The following is a 23,811-nucleotide window of genomic DNA, read 5'->3' as shown; positions in this document are numbered from 1 at the left end:
CCCGAACCCGCCGGTAAACCGTGTCTGGCGTAGCAGGCACAGCCTTTGCAAAGCCCTGTGTATCTGCCCCACAACAATTATCGGTACACGGAGATCGCACCATGAAGCGTCGCAGCTTGATCAAGGCTTTCACTTTGTCGGCATCTATTGCCGCCATGGGTTTGACCTGGACCGTCCAGGCCGCCGAGACCATCAAGGTCGGCATCCTGCACTCGCTGTCCGGGACCATGGCGATCTCCGAAACCTCGCTCAAAGACATGGCGCTGATGACCATCGACGAGATCAACGCCAAGGGCGGGGTGAACGGCAAGATGCTCGAACCGGTGGTGGTGGACCCGGCGTCCAACTGGCCGCTGTTCGCCGAGAAAGGTCGGCAACTGTTGACCCAGGACAAGGTGGCCGTGGTGTTCGGCTGCTGGACCTCGGTGTCGCGTAAATCCGTACTGCCGGTGTTCGAAGAACTCAACGGCTTGCTGTTCTATCCGGTGCAGTACGAAGGCGAAGAGATGTCGCCCAACGTGTTCTATACCGGTGCGGCCCCGAACCAGCAGGCGATCCCGGCGGTGGAATACCTGATGAGCGAAGAAGGCGGCAGCGCCAAGCGTTTCTTCCTGCTCGGCACCGACTACGTGTACCCGCGCACCACCAACAAGATCCTGCGCTCGTTCCTGCATTCCAAAGGCGTGGCGGATAAAGACATCGAGGAGGTCTACACCCCGTTCGGCCACGCCGATTACCAGACCATCGTCGCCAACATCAAGAAGTTCTCCGCCGGTGGCAAGACCGCGGTGGTCTCCACCGTGAACGGCGACTCCAACGTGCCCTTCTACAAAGAACTGGCCAACCAGGGCTTGAAAGCCACCGAGGTACCGGTGGTGGCGTTCTCGGTGGGTGAAGAAGAACTGCGCGGCATCGACACCAAGCCGCTGGTGGGCAACCTCGCGGCCTGGAACTACTTCCAGTCGGTGGAAAACCCGGTGAACCAGAAGTTCGTGGCCGACTGGAAAGCCTACGCCAAGAAACACAACCTGCCGGGCGCCGACAAAGCCGTGACCAACGACCCGATGGAAGCCACCTATGTGGGCATCCATATGTGGGCGCAGGCGGCGGAAAAAGCCAAGTCCACCGACGTCGACAAAGTGCGTGAAGCCCTGGGCGGCCAGACCTTCGCCGCGCCGTCGGGCTTCACCCTGACCATGGACAAGACCAACCACCACCTGCACAAGCCGGTGATGATCGGTGAGATCCAGGCCGACGGGCAGTTCTCGGTGGTGTGGCAGACCGAAGCGCCGATTCGTGCGCAGCCGTGGAGCCCCTACATCCCGGGCAATGACAAAAAGCCGGACTATGCCGTGAAGAGCAACTAACGCCCCCACAGCTCGAATGTGGGACATGGTCACTGTGGGAGCTGGCTTGCCTGCGATNCCAGCTCCCACACAGCCTGCTCCCACACTGTCCCCGCATGATCAGGACATTTTGCTATGCCCACTGCCCTCCACCGCCTCATCCTCGCCGTGCTGCTGGTGCTGCCCTTTGGCGCACACGCCAGCGACGCCGAAGACTTCCTTGCCGCCAACCCGGTGCAGCAAGCCAAACTCCTGCAGGACTGGGCCGCCCACCCCGACCCAACGCGTATCGAGTTGGTGGATGCCCTTGAGCAAGGCCAACTCACGCTCAACGGTGAAACCAAGACCGTGCGCCTGAACAACCGCCTGCGCGGTTTGATCAATAACGTGCAAGCCAGCCAGCAACTGCTCGCCGCCGACCCCAAGGTGCGCCTGGACGCAGCGCGCACCCTGCAAAAAAGCGCGGTGCCTGCACAACTTAAATTCCTCGACCAGCAGGTCGCCGCCGAGACGGATGAGCAGGTGCACAGCGCCCTCAGCCTGGCCCTGGCCAACCTGCAACTGGTCGACCCCGACCCGGTGGTGCGCCTGGCGGCCGTGCGCTTGCTCGGCAGCACCGGCGACCCGCTGGCCCGCACGCGCCTAGAGGCGCTGCTGGCGCCAGGCGTGGAAGCCGACGCCGCCGTACACACCGCCGCTGAGACCAGCCTGGCCCAGGTCAAACGCAAACTGATGATGGGTGAGATCCTCGGCCAGGCGTTCAGCGGCATGTCCCTGGGCTCGATCCTGCTGCTGGCGGCCCTGGGCCTGGCGATCACCTTCGGCCTGCTCGGCGTGATCAACATGGCCCACGGCGAGATGCTGATGCTCGGCGCCTACTCCACCTATGTGGTGCAATTGATGATGCAGCGCTATGTGCCCCAGGCCATCGAGTTCTACCCGTTGATCGCATTGCCGGTGGCGTTTTTTGTCACCGCGGCCATCGGCATGGCGCTGGAACGCACAGTCATTCGTCACTTGTATGGCCGCCCCCTGGAAACCCTACTCGCCACCTGGGGCATCAGCCTGATGCTGATCCAGCTGGTGCGCCTGGTGTTCGGTGCGCAGAACGTCGAAGTGTCGAACCCGGCCTGGCTGTCTGGCGGCATCCAGGTACTGCCCAATCTGGTGCTGCCGTACAACCGCATCGTGATCATCGCCTTTGCGCTGTTCGTGGTGGTGCTCACTTGGCTGCTGCTGAACAAGACGCGCCTGGGTCTGAACGTGCGCGCCGTCACCCAGAACCGCAACATGGCCGCCTGCTGCGGCGTGCCCACCGGGCGCGTGGACATGCTCGCCTTTGGCCTCGGCTCCGGTATCGCAGGTTTGGGCGGCGTGGCGCTGAGCCAGATCGGCAACGTCGGCCCGGACCTGGGCCAGAGCTACATCATCGACTCGTTCCTGGTGGTGGTGCTCGGCGGCGTCGGCCAGTTGGCCGGCAGTGTCATGGCCGCCTTTGGCTTAGGAATAGCCAACAAAATCCTCGAACCCCAGATCGGCGCCGTGCTCGGCAAGATCCTGATCCTCGCGCTGATCATTCTGTTTATCCAGAAACGCCCGCAAGGACTCTTCGCACTGAAAGGACGGGTGATCGACTGATGAACCAGCCATTGATGCTTACGGCCACGCAAAAGGCCGGCCCCAAAGTCACGATTGCAGTCGGTGCAGTCATCCTGCTCCTGCTGCTGGCCTTGCCCCTGTGTTCACTCTTGTCTGCCGACAACCCGCTGCATGTGTCGGCCTACACCTTGACCCTGGTGGGCAAAATTCTCTGTTACGCCATCGTCGCCCTGGCGCTGGACCTGGTGTGGGGTTACGCCGGGATGTTGTCCCTGGGCCACGGTTTGTTCTTCGCCCTGGGCGGCTACGCCATGGGCATGTACTTGATGCGCCAGGCGGCAGGCAGCGAGTTGCCGGCGTTCATGACCTTTTTGTCCTGGACCGAATTGCCCTGGTACTGGGCCGGCACCGACCACTTCCTGTGGGCGTTGTGCCTGGTGGTACTGGCCCCCGGTGTGCTGGCCTTGGTGTTCGGTTTCTTCGCCTTCCGCTCGCGGATCAAGGGCGTGTATTTCTCGATCATGACCCAGGCCCTGACGTTCGCGGGGATGCTGTTGTTCTTTCGCAACGAGACCGGGTTCGGCGGCAACAACGGCTTTACCAACTTCCGCAGCATCTTAGGTTTTGGCATCACTGAACCTGGCACCCGGGCGGTGTTGTTTTTCGCCACGGTGCTGTTGCTGGTGGCCAGCCTCTACATCGGCTGGCGCCTGGCGAAAAGCAAGTTCGGCCGCGTGCTCACCGCCCTGCGCGATGCCGAGAACCGCCTGATGTTCTGCGGCTACGACCCACGCGGTTTCAAGCTGTTCGTGTGGGTGTTGAGCGCAGTGTTGTGCGGGCTTGCCGGTGCGCTGTATGTGCCGCAGGTGGGCATCATCAACCCCAGCGAAATGTCACCGACCAACTCCATCGAAGCCGCCGTGTGGGTAGCGCTGGGCGGGCGTGGCACGTTGATCGGGCCGTTGCTCGGCGCTGGTGTGGTCAATGGCATGAAGAGCTGGTTCACCGTGGCCTTCCCCGAGTACTGGCTGTTCTTCCTGGGCGCGCTGTTCATCATCGTCACCCTGTACCTGCCCAAGGGCGTTATCGGCCTGCTGAAGAAATGAGGAACGTCATGCTTGAACCTATTTTCGACGCAGGCAGCGGCCGCGATGCGATTGGCATCGGCCAGGTCGCGGGCAAAGGGCTCAACACCCGGCACGGCACCATTCTGACCCTGGAAGATATCAGCGTCAGCTTCGACGGTTTCAAGGCCCTCAACGACCTGAACCTGTACATCGGTGTTGGCGAATTGCGCTGCATCATCGGCCCCAACGGCGCGGGCAAGACCACGCTGATGGACGTGATCACCGGCAAGACCCGGCCCAGCCACGGCAAGGCCTGGTTTGGCGAGACCCTGGACCTGACCCGCATGAGCGAAGTGCAGATCGCCCAGGCCGGCATCGGGCGCAAGTTCCAGAAGCCCACGGTGTTCGAAGCCCTCAGCGTGTTCGAAAACCTCGAGCTGGCGCAGAAGACCGACAAGTCGGTGTGGGCCAGCCTGCGTGCGCGCCTGAACGGGGAACAGAAGCACCGCATCGAGGAAGTGCTCGACACCATCCGCCTCACCGCCTCGGTGCATCGCCCCGCCGGCTTGCTGTCCCACGGCCAGAAGCAGTTCCTGGAAATCGGTATGTTGCTGATGCAAGACCCGCAACTGTTGCTGCTGGATGAACCGGTAGCAGGCATGACCGATGCCGAAACCGAATTCACCGCCGAGCTGTTCAAGCGCCTGGCCGGCAAGCACTCGTTGATGGTTGTGGAACATGACATGGGGTTTGTCGGCTCGATTGCCGACCACGTGACGGTGTTGCACCAGGGCAGCGTGCTGGCCGAAGGGTCGCTGGAACAGGTGCAGGAAAACGAGCGGGTGATCGAGGTTTACCTCGGCCGCTAACGCTGACACGAACGGCTGATCGTTCCCACGCTCCGCGTGGGAATGCCAAGTTGGACGCTCCGCGTCCCGCTGAGCAACGGTGACGCAGAGCGTCACGGGAAGCATTCCCACGCAGAGCGTGGGAACGATCATTGAGGAGAATCGAACATGCTGCAAGTCGACAAGCTGCACCAGTACTACGGCGGTAGCCACATCCTGCGTGGGCTGTCTTTTGACGTGAAGATCGGTGAAGTCACCTGCCTGCTGGGCCGCAACGGCGTGGGCAAGACCACCCTGCTCAAGTGCCTGATGGGCCTGCTGCCGGCCAAGGAGGGCGCAGTGAACTGGGAAGGCAAGGCCATCACCGGCTTCAAGCCGCACCAGCGCGTACATGCCGGCATCGCCTACGTGCCCCAGGGCCGGGAGATATTCGGGCGGCTGACCGTAGAAGAAAACCTGCTGATGGGACTGTCACGTTTCCCCGGTTCCGAAGCCAAAGAGGTGCCGGCCTTCATCTACGAACTGTTCCCGGTGTTGCTGCAAATGAAGCATCGACGCGGCGGCGACTTGTCCGGTGGCCAGCAGCAACAGTTGGCGATTGGCCGTGCCCTGGCGAGCCGCCCGCGCCTGTTGATTCTCGATGAGCCCACCGAAGGCATCCAGCCGTCGGTGATCAAGGAAATCGGCGCGGTGATCAAGAAGCTCGCGGAGCGCGGCGATATGGCGATCCTGTTGGTGGAGCAGTTCTATGACTTTGCCGCTGAACTGGCTGACCAGTACCTGGTGATGTCCCGTGGCGAAATCGTGCAACAGGGCCGTGGTGAAAATATGGAACGCGAAGGTGTGCGTGGGCTGGTAACCATCTAATCTGTAGCCTCCTAACGATAAGCACACGCCATGAACCTGCCCGTTACCCCTGCCCTGTTCACGCCCAGCTGGCACGCCGAGCTGGAACTCGGCTACGCGCGTGTCAATGACACCACGCGCCCGGTGCTGCGCCGCCACCTTGGCCCGCTGCGGGTGCAAAAACACCTGTACGCCGAAGGCCCCGAGGTATGCCAGCACATCATCGTGCACCCGCCCGGCGGGATTGCCGGTGGCGATCGCCTGGACATCAGCGCCCATGTGGGCACGGGTGCCTGGGCACAACTGACCAGCCCCGGCGCCGCCAAGTGGTACCGCGCCAGCGGCCCGGCGTTTCAACACGTCAAGTTGACCGTCGAGGCCGGCGCGACGCTGGAATGGCTGCCCCAGGAAACCATCGTATTCAGCGCCGCCCAGGCCGAACTGACCACGCGAGTGGAGCTGTCGGGCGATGCGCGGTTGTTCTACTGGGATGTGGTCGCTCTGGGCCGCCCGGCCAGTGGCGAACGGTTCGACCTTGGCCACTTTCAATCGCACCTGGACATTCGCCGCGACGGCCAGTTGCTCTGGCACGAACGCCAGCGCATTGTGGGCGCCGATGGATTGCTGGATTCGCCAATCGGGCTGGATGGGCAACCGGTGTTTGCCACGTTGCTGGTGACCGGTGAGCTCGACCCTGAACTGCTTGAACAATGCCGCTCACTGCCCCACGCGGTGCGCGGGGATTTGACCCAATTGCCTGGCTTACTGGTGGCGCGCTGTTTGGCCAGTGAAGCGCTGCTGGCGCGGGGATGGTTGATTGATTTATGGCGGCTTTTACGTCCGGCGCTGTTTGGGCGTGAAGCAGTCGCACCAAGAATCTGGAGCACATGAAGATGCGCCCTTTTGTAGGAGCGAGCTTGCTCGCGAAAATCGTTAACGATAACGCGGGCATCCTGAATGCACGCGGCGCCCTCGGGTTTTTCGCGAGCAAGCTCGCTCCTACAGGGGTTAGCGCTCGTCTTTTTAACTGCCTTACTACGGACTGAACCATGGACCTGACCCCACGGGAAAAAGACAAACTGCTGATCTTCACCGCAGGCCTGGTCGCCGAACGGCGCCTGGCACGCGGAGTGAAGCTCAACTACCCGGAGACCATCGCCTATATCTCCGCCGCCCTGATGGAAGGCGCCCGCGATGGCCGCACCGTGGCCGACCTGATGCACTACGGCACCACCCTGCTCAGCCGCGAACAGGTTATGGAAGGTATCCCGGAAATGATCCCGGATATCCAGGTGGAAGCCACGTTCCCCGACGGCACCAAGCTGGTCACCGTCCACCAGCCCATTGCCTGAGGCGCAGCCATGATTCGTGATGCAACCGAACACGACCTGCCGGCGATCCGCGCCATCTACAACGACGCGGTGTTGAACACCACGGCGATCTGGAACGAGCAACCGGTGGACCTGGCCAACCGCCAGGCCTGGTTCAGTGCGCGCCAGGCCCAGCAGTACCCGATCCTGGTCACGGTGGACAACGACGAAGTCACCGGCTACGCCTCATTCGGCGACTGGCGCCCCTTCGAAGGCTTCCGCTACAGCGTCGAACACTCGGTATACGTGCGCAATGACCAGCGCGGCAAAGGCCTCGGCCCGCGCCTGATGCAGGCCCTGATCGAGCGCGCCCGCAGCTGCGGCAAGCACGTCATGGTCGCCGCCATCGAAAGCGGCAACCTGGCCTCTATCCGCCTGCATGAGCGCCTGGGTTTCGTGACTACCGGGCAAATGCCGCAAGTGGGCATCAAGTTCGGCCGCTGGCTGGACCTGACCTTTATGCAACTGACGTTGAATCCGGGCGCCGAACCGCCCCAGGAGTGAGATCGATGAGCGCTGCACAACTGCGTCGAGTCAATGCTGAAAGCTTTGCCCATTACCGCCGGGGCTTGATCGAGCTGTTGCTGGACGCGGTGCAGCACGGCGCTTCGGTGGGCTTCATGGCCGACTTCGATGAGGCCCAGGCCCGGGACTACCTGACCGGCGTGCAAGCCGGCGTCGAGGACACCAGCCTGCTGCTGTGGGTAGTGGTGCGCGACGAGCAGGTGATCGCCAGCGTGCAATTGGCGTTGTGCCAGAAAGCCAACGGCCTGAACCGCGCCGAGGTGCAAAAGTTGCTGGTGCACAGCAGCGCCCGTCGCCATGGCCTGGGCCAGCAATTGATGAATACCCTGGAACTCGCCGCGCGCCAGCACAAGCGTGGCCTGCTGTACCTGGACACCGAGGCCGGCTCCGGCGCCGAAGCCTTTTATCAGTCGCTGCGCTACACCAAGCTCGGTGAGCTGCCCGACTACTGCCAAAGCCCGGACGGGCGCTACAGCCCGACCGCCATCTACTACAAGACCCTGGGGCAACCTGCATGATTCCTGGTGAATATCAGATCCAGCCTGGCGAGATCGAACTGAATGTCGGCCGCCGCACCCTCATCCTCGGCGTAGCCAACAGCGGCGACCGGCCGATCCAGGTGGGCTCGCATTACCACTTTTTCGAGACCAATGACGCGCTGGAATTCGACCGAGCGGCCAGCCGTGGCATGCGCCTGAATATTCCGGCGGGCACGGCGGTGCGGTTTGAGCCGGGGCAGCGTCGGGAGGTGGAGTTGGTGGAGTTGAGTGGTGCAAGGCGGGTATTTGGGTTTGCAGGGCGAGTCATGGGCGACCTTTAGGGCCTCATCGCAGGCGAGCCAGCTCCCACCGTTGAAATGCAATTAGATCGTTCCCACGCTCCGCGTGGGAACGCCGCCAGGGACGCTCTGCGTCCGCTCTTTACGTCGTGACGCAAAGCGTCACAGGATGCATTCCCACGCAGAACGTGGGAACGATCGAGGACACACCCATGAAGATATCCAGACAAGCCTACGCCGACATGTACGGCCCCACCGTCGGTGACAAGGTGCGCCTGGCCGACACCGAACTGTTCGTCGAAGTCGAGCAGGACTTCACCGTCTACGGCGAAGAGGTCAAATTCGGCGGCGGCAAGGTTATCCGTGACGGCCAGGGCCAGAGCCAATTGCTCGCCCATGAAGTAGTCGACACGCTGATCACCAACGCATTGATCATCGACCACTGGGGCATCGTCAAGGCCGACGTCGGCTTGAAGAATGGCCGCATCCACGCGATTGGCAAAGCCGGCAACCCGGACATCCAGCCCGGCGTGACCATGGCCATCGGCGCCAGCACCGAAGTGATTGCCGGTGAAGGCATGATCCTCACCGCCGGCGGCATCGACTCCCACGTGCATTTCATTTGCCCACAGCAGATCGAAGAGGCCCTGACCAGCGGCGTCACCACCATGATCGGCGGCGGCACGGGGCCGGCCACCGGCACCAACGCCACCACCTGCACTTCCGGCCCGTGGCACCTTGCGCGGATGCTGCAGGCCAGCGATTCGTTCCCGATGAACATTGGCTTTACCGGCAAGGGCAACGCCAGTTTGCCCGAGCCGCTGATCGAGCAGGTCAAGGCCGGTGCTATCGGCTTGAAGCTACATGAAGACTGGGGCACCACACCCGCGAGCATCGACAACTGCCTGAGCGTCGCCGATGCCTACGACGTGCAGGTGGCGATCCACAGTGACACCCTCAATGAGTCGGGCTTTGTCGAAACCACCCTCGCCGCGCTCAAGGGCCGCACCATCCACACGTACCACACCGAAGGTGCCGGTGGCGGCCATGCACCGGACATCATCAAGGCCTGCGGCTTCCCCAATGTGCTGCCCAGCTCCACCAACCCGACGCGGCCGTTCACGCGTAACACCATCGACGAACACCTGGACATGTTGATGGTGTGTCACCACCTGGACCCAAGCATTGCCGAAGACGTGGCCTTCGCCGAAAGCCGCATCCGCCGCGAAACCATCGCCGCCGAAGACATCCTGCACGACCTCGGCGCGTTCTCGATGATCAGCTCCGACAGCCAGGCCATGGGCCGTGTCGGCGAAGTGATCACGCGCACCTGGCAGACCGCCGACAAGATGAAAAAACAGCGTGGCCCCCTGCCGGGCGACGGCGTGGGCAACGATAACTTCCGCGCCAAACGCTACATCGCCAAGTACACCATCAACCCGGCGATCACCCACGGTATCAGCCATATCGTCGGTTCCATCGAAGTCGGCAAATGGGCCGACCTGGTGCTGTGGCGCCCGGCGTTTTTCGGCATCAAGCCCACGCTGATCCTCAAGGGCGGCGCCATTGCTTCGAGCCTGATGGGCGACGCCAACGCCTCGATCCCGACGCCGCAGCCGGTGCATTACCGCCCCATGTTCGCCAGCTTCGGCAGCTCCCTGCACGCCACCAGCCTGACGTTTATCAGCCAGGCCGCGCAGGCGGCCGGACTGCCCGAGGCCCTGGGCCTGAAGAAGCAGATCGCGGTGGTCAAGGGTTGCCGCGACGTGCAGAAAACCGACCTGATCCACAACGATTACCTGCCGGATATCGAGGTTGACCCGCAAACCTATCAGGTCAAGGCTGACGGTCAGTTGCTGTGGTGCGAACCGGCCGAGGTGTTGCCGATGGCCCAGCGGTACTTCCTGTTCTAGAGGATGGCGCGGATCGCTTGATCGGTCAGTGTCTGGTTCAAGGTGATCAGTTCGCCATTGATGCGACCAAAGGTGTCGTCGTAGTCTTGCTGGGACATCAGTTGCCCCGGCTCACTTTCCGAAGCCGGTCGGCCCAGGCGCTGGGCCGACCGGCTGATGGTTTGGCGCAGGGCCTGCCTCGCGCTCTCAGGGAGGTTGGCTGCGGCGGCCCATTGTTCCTGCGCGGCCTGATAGTCAATCAGTGCATCGAATTTTGCGGCAATCGACGCGTAGTCAGCTGGATGAGCCCGCTGCAGAAAGTCGGTCCACATCGGTTGCTCCAGCAGGTTGCCACGCAGCAGCTCGCCTTGGTCCAGTAGCTGTACGCGGTTGAATGCCTCCTCGACCATGGGCGCCGTCACATAATCCTCGCGGAACATCATGCTCCGCGATTGCCAGGGCAGGTCCAGACGGGTTGCCAATGGCGTTGTGTACGCCAGGTAGATCTCGACTTCGTCGATATCAGCGATCAAATTGCCGCGGGCATCGTAATGATCGATGCGTGCGCCTTTGGCGTCGTACTCCGGAAACTTGACGCCGTCATCCTGCAGTTGGGACACGCGCTCATGGGCGATACGGCCCAACTCATCGAGCCGCCACTTGCCCCTGGCCAGGTTGAAGACAGTTTTGCGCACGGAGGCCACGTCCTCGCTGAAGTACGCCGACCAATGCAGCACGGCAACGCCCATAGAATTGAACAACTGCGCCCCGGCGTCCACGCAGGCCGCAGGGTCCCGGGCCATCAGGAACAACTGCTCGCGCAATTCGGCGTCTTCGCCCATCGCCTCAAGTATGCGCCAGACCTTGGCGCTCAGTTCCGGCAACCATACGCCGCCCCTGAGTGTCGAGTCCCCGGAGTTTCTGACGGCACGAAGAACATTGAAAAAGCCCTCAGAGCCAAACGAACCTTCAAGCATGTCCCATAACACCTGCCTGGAGGGCCATTCCTGCGCCGAATAACCGGTTTTCCACCGCTCGCTGTCGAGCGCGCCCCTTTTCGGCAATTGGCGATCCGGATCCCGGCCGGCAGCCTCGATGTACCGCTTGAATTGAGCAAGCAGTTCAGGCGTCAGCGTTTCACGGGTGAGGAAGGTTTTCGCCACAATCAATGCCTTATCCGAGCCCGGCGCGAACTCGGGAATCCGCGCTATCGGGTTCTGCCGCATATCCAGAATGAAGTCTTCCGGCCTGGGCACACGGAACACACTGCTAGGCCACTCCACCAGGCTTGTTTCATTGAGCAGCAAGGTATGTAAGCGCGGCATGCGCCCGACATCCGGTGGCAAGCCGAGTGGGTTCATTTCCAAAAATAACTCTTTGAGATGCACCCGATCTTTCAAACGCAAGACGTCTTCAGGCGTAAGGACAATACTGTTACCGCCCAAATGCAACCGCTGCAAATGCGGCATCTGTTCGATGGCTGACGGCAGGCGTGTCAGTTGAGCGGCCTCGATCCCTAATCGACGCAGACCGCGAAAGTTGGCGAGCAGTGGCTGCACATCCGCATCCGTCAGCTGCGAGCCTTCGGTTCCCACAATGCCCAAGTAGCTGACATGGTCGAAGTTTGCAGTCAGTGCGGGCAAGGTTCGGAGCTGCTGCGCCAGGTCCTCTTCCAACCATTCGATTTTCTGCCCCAAGAGGCGCCCATTTCGATCGTAGTGCCGTGGGCCAACCTTTCTCCAGGCGTCATCCAGCGCCGTATAAATCTTACGCCTGGCCCTCAGCACCTGGCGTTGCTGGTCACCGAACGCCTCCATGCCTTGGGGCGGTGTGCTCAACCAGTTGTGCAAGGTGGCCTGCAGGGTCTTGTACTCTTGCTCCAACGCACGCAGCCAGCTCAGATCCAGCGCGCCGCGCTCGTTGATCAGGGCGAGCATTTCGTCCCGGGTGATTTCCGGGTACAGGCTGCGGACCCGCTCGCGTGTGATTTTTTCCCACTCAGTGCCACCGCGCCCGCTCAATGGATAGCCGCGACGCTCGCCCGGCAACACGCTCGGCGGTCGAAAAAACGGCAGCTTTTCCGGCGACATGCCCAAGGCTTTGCGCAACGGTGCTCGGCCTAATGCATGTTGCTGGATCAACCCCTTCAATTGCTCACCCTGGCTGACATGGGGCAGGCCAATCGCGTTGCGATGGGCGTCGGTCAACGCGTGCTGCAAGGCGCCATAGAAACCATTGAGGCCATGCAGATCCTGACCGCGCTCATCAAAGGCTTGATAACGTCCATCCTCCGTACGTGCCAGGACCTTGCGATTGCTCGCCTCCTGAGGGCCAAAACTGGCACGCAATGGGCCTTCAAACCGACCCTCGCGCACTTCCAGGCGCAGATTGTCCGACCAGCCGGGCAGCGCCGGCAGTGTGTGGAGGGCCAGGGTTTCGGTGTCTGGGCCGGCCAACGCATCGAGGTACAAGCCTTCATACGCGAGGGTCAGGCGCATTTGCTGCTGCGCCCGGCGCGCCTTTTCAGCGAGGCGCAGGGGAATGCGCTTGGCGCGGCTCATCGTGTCGCGCTCGGTCGGCGTCGCGTCCGCCAGCACTTCGCGCGCCAAAATCGTCGGCACACCGCTGAAGTCACGCTGGATCAGCATAATCGCGGTGTCGGAGAGTGGCTGCTGCTCGACGTAAATACTCTTCATCAACCGCTCGCGCACCTCGATGGCCCTTTGTTCGAGTTTCAATTGCAGGGCCTCGGTTCTCGCCTCGGGTGTGCGGGCGGTGTAACTGCCCACCAGAGCATCGCGCTGAGGTTCGCTGAACGCTTCGATAATGCGTATGGGCAACTGGCCGCTCATCAATTCGGCGCGGTGGACCTGCACGGTGTCCGCCGCCGCAGCCTGCTGATTACCGTATTTGATCGACGGCCCGCTCAACTCGGTGCCGGAAAATGCCTCGATCGCCTTGCTCGCTGGCCATCCCGGCAACTCCACCGCCAGGGATGCGGCATAGCTGCACAGTGCGCTGCTGAGCGAGCCCTGGCGAATACCCTCGGCGACGCTCACCGCATCGCGATACGCCCTGAACTGGCGCAGGGTGTCGAGCAGGATCGCCGGTACCGGCTCGCCTTCCACATGCACGCGGCGCAGCACGTCCTCACTCACCGCCGCAACGCTGCGCACCTGCTCCAACTCGGCATCACTGAAGCCCTCCGTCACCGGGCCCAATCGCCGCATCAACGTGGCGCCTTCCCAGGTGTACGGGCGTTCCACTTCATGGTTCCAGAGGCCAGCGCCGTTGCTCTTCAATATCGGTTGATAGGCCTCGGCGCGCGTGGGATGGAGGATGCGGTATTGCTCGGTCAGCGGGTCTTGTTGCACGGCATAGCGTTTACCCTCCAATGGCAGCACGGTCTGGCCGTTGTGCCGGTGCAGGCCTTGCTCATCCACCGCCACTGAAGGTAGGGACGCGGTGTGCTCGTAGGTCGACAAGTCGGGTTTCCACAGCCGAGTCTTGCCACTGGGGAGAGTGACGGCCTTGAGCTGCTCGATAAACGGCGACACGGTGAAGTGCACCACGGCTGCCTGCACCGCCAGCGTCGCCAGGTTTTCCACCACGTCGGTGATGTGCGCCCAGCCCTCTTCGCGATCGCCTTCGCTCAGCTCGATGACACCTTCGATGACTTCGTAGAGCATTTGCCCGGCCATCGCCACGGCCATCAGCACGCCAAGCGGTGGCACCGCCATGGCCACCAGGTTGAGACCGAACAGGCCAATGCTCATGTAATGCGCGGCGCGCAGTGAGCGCGAGGCCTCATCGACATCGGCGGTGCTCACCGCACGATGCCGCGCATTCTCGAACAGGCGGGCACGCAGGCTGCCCAGGCGATAGGTCCACAGGTCCGGAACTTGCCAAAGGTCAACGAGGGTATGAGCGCGAATGTTGAATTCAGGGGCAGTGGCATGCACGCGCACGTAGGGATGTGGTTCGCCCAGTGTCGAAGGCGTGGCAAAGGAAGGAGAAGTGAGCAGGCGCCCCCATTCCGATCGCAAGGCCTGTGCGCCAAACGGCTGGGGAGGTGCGTCCAGCACCAGTTCGGTCAGCCGTTTGTAGTAGTAGGCGCGGTCTTTGTCGGCAACGAACCGGGCAAAAAAATGCTGGTTCGGCGTAGCCCTCCAGCCTTGGGAGCGGTCAGCTTCCTGGGTGGTTTTCGCGCTCAGGCGCTCGGTCAATGCAGTGCTGAAGTCATTGAAGGTGTCATAGCGCTTGATGGGATGGTCGGGGTCATCGGGAATATAAACGATGACCCAGCAGGTGTAGCCAGGCTTGGCGCAAGCGTCGATGACCAGGCAATCATGCAGGTGCAGGTTCATCAGGCTCAGGCTGCGATACACGATGGGCTTGCCGTCGCTGAGAATGTGTTTTTCCCCGGCCGCCACACGCATCAGCAAGGCGTGGTCGCTGTCACCAATGTCGCCCTTGAGCAACGCCAGGTACGCTGCCGCCTTGAAGGCGGCTTTCTGGTGCCGGACATAACGCTCGCGCAGTTCGGCCTGGGACTCGGCGTCGTCAGGTTTCAACTGCGCCTTGAGGTGAGCCTGGTACTGCTTGCCCAGGTCCAGTTCTCGGCAAAGCTGGGTGAACGCATGAATCTTCAGGGTCGTGGTGTGGCGCTCGAAATGATCGCGCACGTCCGGTTGGGTGATGAAACCTGAGGCACTGTCGAAATAGCCCTCTCGAGTCTCGCGTTGCTCAAAGTTGCCAAGGGCAGCGTGCAGCAGGGAGAACGTTTTGACCCTGAAGCCACTGGTCTTTACGCCAAAGGCATCTTCGACCGGTACATACAGGCGCAACCAGGTTTGATTGACGTCCAGCTCGTGGCCGATAGCCTTTAGCTTGGCTTCCAACAAGGGTTGGGCAAACGCTTGCTCCGAGCGTATGTGACTGAAGGTTTTCTCCAGTTCGTTGAGCGACTCGCAACGGGCGTCCAGCAACACGTTGAGCTGATCTTTGTGCGCCTGGGAAGCAGCGTCATACCAGCGGGGAATGGCTGGCGGCGTGTCTTTGAGGGCCTTGCGACGGGAGGGCGAACTGTTGACCAGGCAAGTAGGGATCGCCTGTTTGATCAGTTCGTAATGTTGGCCCTGCTCACCAGGAAGCGGGGTGACGGGGTCGGTGACCTGAAAGTCCGGCATGGGATGACAACCTTTTCTTGGAAGAGGTTGTCATCCTAGGCACGCCGTTTTTGCGGCTGGCGCTAACTAAATCAATGACCCGTTCAGAACTGCTCGCGCGGGTTGAACGCAGCCTTTTGCGCCAGGGCCTCCCACAATGCCTTGACCTCATCATCCGCCGCCTTGGGCATGACGGCCTTGAGCTGGATGAACAGGTAGCCACGTTGCCCGGCCTTGTTCAGCAAACCATGGCCCTTGGCACGCATGCGCTGGCCGTTCTGGCTACCGGCAGGCACCTTGAGGTTGATCTTGCCGGTGAGGGTCGGCACGGCCACTTCCGTGCCCAGCGCCAACTCCCAGGGTGCCAGCGGCAGGTTGATGATCAGGTTTTCGCCGTCCACCTCGAACCTGGGGTGGGGCGCAAACTTGATGATCAGGTACAAATCACCATTGGCCCCGCCGCCAATGCCAGGCGCGCCCTGGGCCTTGAGGCGAATGCGCTCGCCATCGGCCACACCGGCCGGGATCTTCACGTTCAGGCTTTTGGTGGTGTTGCTCACATGCCGACCGGAGGCATCGTATTGCGGCACCTGGAAGCTGATCTGCTTGGACTCAGTGGACAGGGTTTCCTCCAGGGAGACCGTGAGCTGCATCTCCACATCCTGGCCCTTGCGCCCGGTAGGACGGCGCTGGCCGCCACCGAAAGCATCACCACGCGAGCCGAAGATCGAACTGAAAAAGTCCGAAAAGTCGCCCGCGTCCTGGCCACCACCAAAGCCGCCACGGCTCTGCCAGCCCGGTGGACCCTGGAACGGCTGGCCATGCTGGCCGTACTTGCGCAGTTCGTCGTATTCGGCGCGCTTGTCGGCGCTTTTAAGCGCTTCATAGGCCTCGGACGCATCCTTGAACTTGGCTTCGGCGTCCTTTTCCTTGCTGACGTCCGGGTGATATTTGCGCGCCAGCTTGCGATAAGCCGACTTGATCTCTTTGTCATCAGCCGTGGGCTCGACACCGAGAATCTTGTAGTAGTCTTTGAAATCCATGGGGGCATCACCATCCGTTATCGATATCGCGCAGCCCGCCACACGGCACGCCATGGCTGGCAGCCTGGGAATTGATGTCAGGGCGCGTCATAAGTTAATCGGCGGCACACAGGGTCAGTGCAATCACTGTGTACCGCCTGGATATGCCCACAAGATTGGGGCAAAACCCGCCCTTTCAAGATGGGATATGGCTATTTACGACGACAGACCCTTTACTTACTCGGGTAGGATCAAGCAAACAGGTTTTTTATTGCCCCCTCAGTGTACTGATAATCCATGCGCAGCTCGGCGCCCGCTGAAATGTCTTCAGTGGCAAATACCGCCGTCAGTATCAAATTCTCGCGTTTGGTTCGCGCACCCTCCCCTACCCCCATCCACCTGTCTGCCTCGACATTGAAGCCCACCGCTTCAACGTTGTAGCCACTGGGGGCCTGGCGCAACGGTTTGCCCTGGGCGTCATACTCGAAGAGGGTATTGATTCTGGAAATAATATTATCCCCCGACAGGTGGATCGGCTCTTCCACCAGGGTATTGCCCCGCGCGACCTCCTTGCTTCCTACCCTCATGGTGTACGTCTGCCCGCTGGGTCCGAAGATCCCCATGGGCAATACCGTTCCGCCGTACACGCCGACGATCTCGCCCTTGGCGATACGCCGGTTGGCAACCACCGTGGCCTGGCCTATCAACGCGCTTTCACCGGGCGCTTTCATGTCCTGGGCCGTAAACGAACGTAGCTGGAGTTTCTCTTCATAGCGTGCGCCCACCTGCTCATAGCCCTGAAATTGAATGTAGGGCTTGATCTGCTCCGAGGTGTAGCGCACACCGGGAGCTATCGTGACCGCTTGCTCCAATTCGCGAATGCGGATCGCCCGGCCTTGATAGTCCCTGAGCGGGTATTTGCCGTTATTGGCACGGTTATAACTGCCGATGCGATTGGGGCTGGCCGTAAAGTGGATATCGCGACGCATATGGCGCAGTTCCTCCGCCGTGTACGGCGTTACCGGCATGGACTCCGACGCGTCGAAAAACTCATCGTCGGAGCCCTGCGGCTTCATCCCACCCGCCAACCCCCTGCGCTTCCAGACCCCATGGATATCGGGCTTGGCTACCACCCCACTGCTGACCAGCGCCAACGGGTTCTGGGGTGCCTGCACCCGCAAGATGTAATGCTCGCCATCGCCCGCATCCGGCATGCTCGCGACAAAATACTGTTTGCCGTTGAAATCGATGGCTTTAGCCTCAGACAGTTGCAGCTCCTGACCCACAGGCTCCACCAACACTTCAAGGCTCGCAGTGGGCATCAACGCCTGCGCCACTTCATCGCGGGACAGGGTTTGAATCAGCTGTGCTTCTTCGATTGCAAACTGCCCCTGCAGTGCTTCGGCCTCACCGTCGAACACCGCCTTGGAGATTGCACCGGACTCGAAATCGCGCAACAACGCATTCATTTGTTCGTGATGGGGTTGGTTCTGCGCCTCGAACCGCGAGCGGTATTTGTTCGCGATGTAGTCTTGCCAGAATTCCCTGGCGAGCATGGCTTGAAACTCATGCACCGAATTATCCAGGCCGATCACCTTATCGTACGCAGCATCCAGCATCGCCTGGCTGACGTTGCCGAAACGAATGAACCTGGTCTGCTGCGCCTGGCCAGGCAAGTCAAGCCGCTCTTTAAGGCCGTAACGATAGGCCAGCCTGATTTCCACTTCTTCCAGAGCCCTTAGAGCGTCAGCCTTCTGCGTCGCCGTCAGGTCTTCGCGGCTATTGATCGCAGTCCGGCGCTGGTCGATATCCGTAAGGGCGATCTTTTCCACTTCCTCCAGACGGAACAAGCCCCTGGACAGCTTCACCAGCGCGGCGCCCTGAGTCGAATCCAACGCCTGGGCCTTGGCATTGCTGGTCATCAGCAGGATTTCCAGATTACCGAAGGTCAACGCGGCACGGTCGCAACACGTCGCCTGGCCCGCCCATTCGAACATCTCCTTGCGCAGCTGCTCCGACTCGGCGCTGTGGCTGGCAATCGCGTCGATCACCTCCCACACCCGCTGCTGCACATCCTCATATTCAGCGGGCGCCACGTTCAGGTCTCTGAGCATGTCGAAAAAACCGTCCGAGCCTGGCAGTGCACGCAGGGTGGACCATTGGCTTTGGCGCTGGGCAAGCTGCTGCGTTGACAACCCTCTGGCCCAGCGCTGAAACGGCGCTGAGTCGCCAGTAACGGCCTGCGGCACAGTCACCTCCAGAGTGCTGCGCACCAACCTGTTGGCCGCTCGCTCCGGGTCGGTAAGCCGACGGTTGTAATCGGCGATTCGCGCCTGAGTTTCGGCGGACAAGGGGTTCAGGCCCAGGTCAGTGACGCTGGTTACCCGCAGGGATTGCGCCAACGCCTCGTCCGAGGGGGCAATCAGCGCATCGGGCAGCGTTGAAATCCGACTGCCCCTCAGGTACACCGCATCCAGGCTGGGCTGCGCCCCCAGCCCGGTGGGAAAGGTTTCAATATGGGTATTGCCCATCCCCAGCGAACGCAAATCCGTCATCTGGCTGAAATCCGGCGCGATATCAAGGGGGTTTGAATTGAGGATCAAGGCTCTGAGGGTGCTGCGCGACGCCAGCATCGCAGCCGACTCCGGGTTCAGGCGTATCTGGTTATTTTGCAACGACAGCCGGGTCAGGCCATGCATCTGCCCCAGCGCCGGCGGCAACTCGCGCAACTGGTTGCGCGACATGTCCAGCCAGCGTACGCCCTGATGGCGAGCGAGGAACCCCTCAGGCGAAGTACTGAGGTTCATGTTGCTCAGCTTGAGTGAGCCTACGTGGCTGAAGTCCGCATCCAGGTCGGGCAGGCTTGGCAGCGTCAGGCCGCTGAGGTCCAGCTCCAGGCCGAAGGGCTCGCCGTCGTTGGTGAGCTGTTGCGGGGTTTCACGGCGCCAGCAGCGCATGATGCGGTTGTGCGCCAGGTTGCGATCACGCAGTGACGCAGCATCGGTGGCGCGCTCCCCCACGCGCACATAGCGCTGGCGCTCGCCGCCGCCTGAAAATGCCCACGCGTTCAACTGCCTGAGCAGCACAGAAAACTCCTGCCAGCGCCGGTCCAGCTCGGTATCGGCGCCTTCGCCCCAGCTCCAGACAAGCTCCCGGGCCTTTTGCAGGGAATACTCGGGGTACATGTGCTGCACCATTTCCAGGCGTGGATTTCTGCTGTCAAAGGCGCCATCGAGAGCGCCTGACACAAGGTCGGGGCGTGACTGGTTCACGTCCTGCCAATACTTATCGAATGTTTCCCAGTAATCGTGTGGGAAGCGATTGCCATCAAGCAAGGTGACGTTATTGATCCGCACGATCGTTTCCAGTTGATCTGCCGGCGGAACAAGATTGTCCTGCGGTACCTGCAGCAGTCGATTGTGACGTAAGTCGACGCGCTCCAGCCCAGTCTGCGTCCTCAACCCCGAAGGCCAACGCTCGATTCGGGTGAAAGATAGATTCAGCGCTCTTAAATGCGGCATACCGCCGAAATCAGGCAATGTACCCAGCGGATTTTCCGAAAGATCCAGCACTTGCAAGGCATCCAGAGCGCTCAAGCTTGCCGCGCTACGCTCGCTCAGTTTCAGTTCATTGGAGGGCAGTTTCAACGACGTGAGCTGCTTCATATCGCCGATCACCGCCGGCAACTCGACCAACTCGGCGCCAGTCATGCTCAGGCTCTTGATATGCGTGAAATTTTCGAGGAACAACGAGCTGGAGTGCCCCTTCCATGTGAGCCCCGATAACGCCACTTCCTGGACATGACTGAAGTCGGCCTTCAGCGGCGGCAAATCCACCCAACGAATCTCGTCTTTTGAACGACGGATATTCAACTGGCTTCCGGTCTCGCGACGCCAGCAGCGTTTGATTGCATCACTCACACGCCATTCGGCGCTGTAGTACGCCAGGGCATGTGGCCCTCTGGAGCGAGCCCACGCTTTCAAGGATTTTTTCAGGTGGTGGTATTCCAGCTCACGACTGGCCAACCCGCCTGGGACATCTTCGCCCAGCGACTGAATAAACGCTGTGACTTGCTCCTCAGTGAATGATGGATACAACCGGCGTACCCGCTCTGCTGGAGAGCGCAGCACATTAGCCGCCACCCTTGCCATATGCCGAAAGCCCGGAGCGCCGCCCATCAAGCGGACCATCGGATCGTACTCGGGCTTGCGCAGCGGTTGGTCCTCCAGCACCGTGCGCAACGCCTGGCGCGAAAGAGGGCTGCGTTGAATCGCCTGCTTCAATTCGACCGCGCTGCCCAACCCGAGACGCTGACGCTCATCGGGCGCGAGTTGCTCCCAGATGGCGCTGTAGAAATCGCCGGGCATGGTTGCCTGGAACTCACCGCTGTCCAGCAGTATCAGGCTGCGCTTGTGCGGGAAGTCGGGGGAGCCGATGGCATCCATCAGCGTGCCCTCCGCCGAATACTGACGCAACTCCACCCGCGAGCCACGGTGCCAGCCCGGCAGGGTTTCCAGGGTGCGCAAGGCCAGGCGCTGACTGTCGAGGTGGGTCTGAGTGTCCAGGTGCAGCCCTTCGTAGGCGCGCGCCACGCGGGTTTCCTGCGCGCACCATTGAGCCTGCGTGGCCAACCGGTCAGGCAGGCGCCCGCTGCTGCGAAAAGCGGTCAGCTCATCCACAGCAGCGCCTTGCAGCAAGCGTTCGGCGGCCAGCGTCGGCAAGGCCGGGTAGGCATCCAGCACGCGCTGCACATCGGCGTCAGGCGTTGGGTTCAACGCACGGTAACGCTCCTCCAGCAGCGGTCCCTTGAGGCTATCAACGGCATCGCCAAGGTACTGGCGCAGCTTGGCGGCGCGAACGTCCAGCGACTCTTCGGGGCTGCCGGGGAATTCCTTGAGCTGCGGGTCGACGCCTTGCAAGGTGTACAGCAACTCCCTGAGTAAACGGCCCTGGGCCATGGCGGTCTCGGTCAACACCATCACGCGCTTGGGCAACAAGGGCGACGCATCGGCGCTTTCCCACACGACCTCGCCTGTTGGGCCGATGACTTTCAGCGCTACGCCATCAGGCAGCAGGCCGCGGCGTTGAAGCAGGTCAAACTGCAGTGCCGGTTCGGCCTTCTGGTAGACCAGCGGGTCACTGCTTTTGATTTGCTCGACAAAGGTAGTCAGTTGCTGATGCAGCTCGAAGCGCTTGATGGTGTCGTCAAGCAACAGCGGCAAGGGTTCATGATCGACCGCAACCTGGCGCAGAGCGTCAGTTTCGACGCCGCTGATACGCAACGGATCCGCCTGCTCGACCAGCCCGAGGCGCTTGATCAAGGTGGGCTCGTCCCAGGTCAGCGGTTCTTCCAGCTCATGGGTCCACACCCCGTTATGGTTGTGTTCCAATTCCGGCGCGTAGGCGTCGGGGCGAGTCGGGTGCTGAATACGGTACTGGCCGCTCGGGTCTTGCTTGACCTGGTAATGCGTATTCTCGAACGACACCCATTGCTGACCGGCATGATCGTACAGGCCCAACGTATTGGGCTTGACCTCTGGCGCCGGTTTGGTGGTAGAGGCATAGGGCCTGAGGTCGGGGTTCCACAGCACCTGCTTGCCCGTGGGCAGCGTCACCGGTTTGAGGTGATCCACTGCGCTTTGCCATTTGACGGCGGGCAGCACCTTGGACCCGGTGGCAATGAACGCTACGTTCAGGGCTACCGATGCAAAATGCGCCCACATCTGCCGGGGCTCGCCTTGATCGTAGGCCTCGATGCCTTCAAACACTTCGTAGCACATCTGCGATGCGCCCACGGCCAACATGATCGGGCCGAGCCCCGGCACCACGAACGCGGCCAGGTTGAATACGCTGACGGCCGCCTCGAAAAAGCCTTCCAGGCGTTCGAGCCGGGCCTTGCGGTCCTCGTCTTCGGTGGGCACGGCCACTGCGCGTGCATCGCTCAGGATCTTGCTGATATGCGCCTGGCGACTGCGCTGCCAAAGGTCACCGGCAAGGGCGAACTCTTGCATAGGCAAGCGCGCCAACGGCGTGCGCAACGGGTAGTCCGCGCCGCCATTGCCGTTACTGGCAGGCTGGTACAGACGGTTGAACCGGGTGAAGAACCCGCCTTGTTCGCGCACCGGCACAAAGCGGCTGAAGAAGCGCCGGTACGATGCGCTGTGCAGACGGGTACGCAAGTCGGCCATGAATTCGCCACTGGACGCATACTCCTTGAGGGGCTGTTGCGGGTCGCCGGGGATGTACACCACCAGAGGCTCGGGGCGGTTGGTGTTTTGCCGATCAGGGCCGATCAGCAGCGGCCCCACCAATACGCTGTCGAACACGTTGAGCGCGGTGTATGTCACAGGCTTCCCGGCCAGTTTCGGCGTGGCGGAGCCCGTGACCACATTCTGGAGCATCTGGCAGGCGTCGGCACTGAGCGGTCCGGTGCTTTGCAACCGGGCAATATCGATGCACAGTGCCAACTGCTCGCGTTGATGCTCTTCCAACAGCTGTTCAAGCGCCTGGCGTTCATCCGCGTCCTGGGGCTCTACAATGGCCTTGATATGCGCCTGATAAAGCGCGCCAAGGTCCAATGTGCGGCAAAGCCTGGCGAAAGCATGGGGCGTGATCGCCACCGCCTGTGCCTGGACGGCCGCGAAGGTCGCAATGATGTGGGGGTTTTCTAGGTTGAAGGTGGTGATCAGTTGGCAATCGGTGCATGACGACGGCTGCTCTTCATCGGCCTCGAAATTGGCCAGGGCTGCTTCCAACAGGGAAATGCCGCGATACCTGTAGCTCAGTGACGGGTCGTTTTGCTGCTCGAAAACAAAGGCACCGTAGAAGTCATCGCGAGCACCTTTTGAGCCGTATTTGCGCACGAAAAATACATTGCGCACATCCAGTTCCAGGTTGAATTCTTTCTTGATCGCCTCTTTGAGCGGCTGTTCGGCGAAGGCCAGGACGTCTTCAATCTGGCCCAGGTGCTCTTCAATTGCATTGAGCGTTTCGCGAAAGCGCGTGTGCCGGACAGCCAGAGTGGTTTTGTCTTGGTGAGTGGCGGCCAGGTACCAGGCAGGAATATCCATCTCGTGCGTGCCTAGCTCTTGCTGGCGTTGCGGCGAGCCTTCCATGAACCAGTTCGGCACGCGTTGTTTGAGAAAGTCGTAATGCACGCCGCGCAGGTCGGCGTTGAAGGTTGCATCAGGCATAGCGATTCGTCCGTGAGGGCAGTAAAACCCGAGCCTAACCAAGCCCCTGCCGGTTCAAGACGTAGCTATATAGCGCGAATTTACGGATCGCCGGTCTACGCATCCGCTCGCGAGTGACATACACTGCGCGGCCGTTTTTTGCCCGGAACCTGTAAGA

14 protein-coding genes are annotated in these 23,811 nt (G+C 61.4%); 11 read left to right on the top strand and 3 right to left on the bottom strand.

The genetic code is table 11. The features are described from left to right. The first annotated feature begins 101 nt into the window (after positions 1–101). The 11 genes from urtA (at position 102) to ureC (ending at position 10,292) form a co-directional block, all read left to right on the top strand. Positions 102–1,367, top strand: a complete 1,266-nt coding sequence (urtA, locus tag ACTJLA_RS19800; RefSeq protein WP_003188149.1) for an urea ABC transporter substrate-binding protein — start codon at positions 102–104, stop codon at positions 1,365–1,367. Between the two features lie 114 nt (positions 1,368–1,481). After that, positions 1,482–2,984, top strand: a complete 1,503-nt coding sequence (gene urtB, locus ACTJLA_RS19795) for an urea ABC transporter permease subunit UrtB (protein WP_060764605.1) — start codon at positions 1,482–1,484, stop codon at positions 2,982–2,984. After that, positions 2,984–4,051 carry an urea ABC transporter permease subunit UrtC gene (gene urtC / locus ACTJLA_RS19790; RefSeq protein WP_034126400.1) on the top strand — a complete coding sequence of 356 codons (1,068 nt, stop codon included), beginning with the start codon at positions 2,984–2,986 and terminating at the stop codon, positions 4,049–4,051. Before urtB ends, urtC begins: the two co-directional genes overlap by 1 nt. Further along, positions 4,048–4,881, top strand: coding sequence for an urea ABC transporter ATP-binding protein UrtD (gene urtD / locus ACTJLA_RS19785; RefSeq protein ID WP_161975077.1), 834 nt, complete (start codon positions 4,048–4,050; stop codon positions 4,879–4,881). Before urtC ends, urtD begins: the two co-directional genes overlap by 4 nt. Positions 4,882–5,028: 147 nt before the next feature. Then, positions 5,029–5,727: an urea ABC transporter ATP-binding subunit UrtE gene (gene urtE, locus ACTJLA_RS19780; RefSeq protein WP_127880441.1), complete on the top strand. Its 699-nt coding sequence runs from the start codon at positions 5,029–5,031 to the stop codon at positions 5,725–5,727. Between the two features lie 30 nt (positions 5,728–5,757). Beyond that, a complete protein-coding gene (locus ACTJLA_RS19775; RefSeq protein ID WP_034126398.1) occupies positions 5,758–6,597 on the top strand; it encodes an urease accessory protein UreD in 840 nt (279 codons plus the stop codon). A 158-nt stretch (positions 6,598–6,755) separates the two neighbouring features. Next, on the top strand, positions 6,756–7,058 hold the full coding sequence (ureA, locus tag ACTJLA_RS19770; protein WP_003171437.1) for an urease subunit gamma: 303 nt from the start codon (positions 6,756–6,758) through the stop codon (positions 7,056–7,058). Positions 7,059–7,067: 9 nt separating this feature from the next. Continuing rightward, positions 7,068–7,580: a GNAT family N-acetyltransferase gene (locus ACTJLA_RS19765; protein ID WP_054896381.1), complete on the top strand. Its 513-nt coding sequence runs from the start codon at positions 7,068–7,070 to the stop codon at positions 7,578–7,580. 5 nt (positions 7,581–7,585) lie between these two features. Further along, complete coding sequence (locus ACTJLA_RS19760; RefSeq protein ID WP_054896380.1) at positions 7,586–8,119, top strand: GNAT family N-acetyltransferase; 534 nt, start codon at positions 7,586–7,588, stop codon at positions 8,117–8,119. Further along, positions 8,116–8,421 carry an urease subunit beta gene (locus ACTJLA_RS19755; RefSeq protein ID WP_054896379.1) on the top strand — a complete coding sequence of 102 codons (306 nt, stop codon included), beginning with the start codon at positions 8,116–8,118 and terminating at the stop codon, positions 8,419–8,421. Before ACTJLA_RS19760 ends, ACTJLA_RS19755 begins: the two co-directional genes overlap by 4 nt. Before the next feature lie 170 nt (positions 8,422–8,591). Continuing rightward, positions 8,592–10,292, top strand: coding sequence for an urease subunit alpha (gene ureC, locus ACTJLA_RS19750; RefSeq protein WP_054896378.1), 1,701 nt, complete (start codon positions 8,592–8,594; stop codon positions 10,290–10,292). On the opposite strand, the gene ACTJLA_RS19745 is transcribed toward ureC, so the two are convergent. From ACTJLA_RS19745 to ACTJLA_RS19735, 3 genes are all read right to left on the bottom strand, one after another. Further along, complete coding sequence (locus ACTJLA_RS19745; protein ID WP_440841946.1) at positions 10,289–15,460, bottom strand: dermonecrotic toxin domain-containing protein; 5,172 nt, start codon at positions 15,458–15,460, stop codon at positions 10,289–10,291. The genes ureC and ACTJLA_RS19745 overlap by 4 nt on opposite strands. An 83-nt stretch (positions 15,461–15,543) precedes the next feature. Then, on the bottom strand, positions 15,544–16,482 hold the full coding sequence (locus ACTJLA_RS19740; protein WP_034126393.1) for a DnaJ C-terminal domain-containing protein: 939 nt from the start codon (positions 16,480–16,482) through the stop codon (positions 15,544–15,546). 230 nt (positions 16,483–16,712) lie between these two features. After that, a complete protein-coding gene (locus ACTJLA_RS19735; RefSeq protein ID WP_294363308.1) occupies positions 16,713–23,654 on the bottom strand; it encodes a dermonecrotic toxin domain-containing protein in 6,942 nt (2,313 codons plus the stop codon). Between the last annotated feature and the right edge of the window lie 157 nt (positions 23,655–23,811).

Source organism: Pseudomonas sp. 22072, from assembly GCF_052046095.1.
Classification (GTDB): Bacteria; Pseudomonadota; Gammaproteobacteria; order Pseudomonadales; family Pseudomonadaceae; genus Aquipseudomonas; species Aquipseudomonas paracarnis.
Note: the sequence above shows the minus strand (reverse complement) of the source record. Positions and strands in the feature narration are given on the sequence as shown.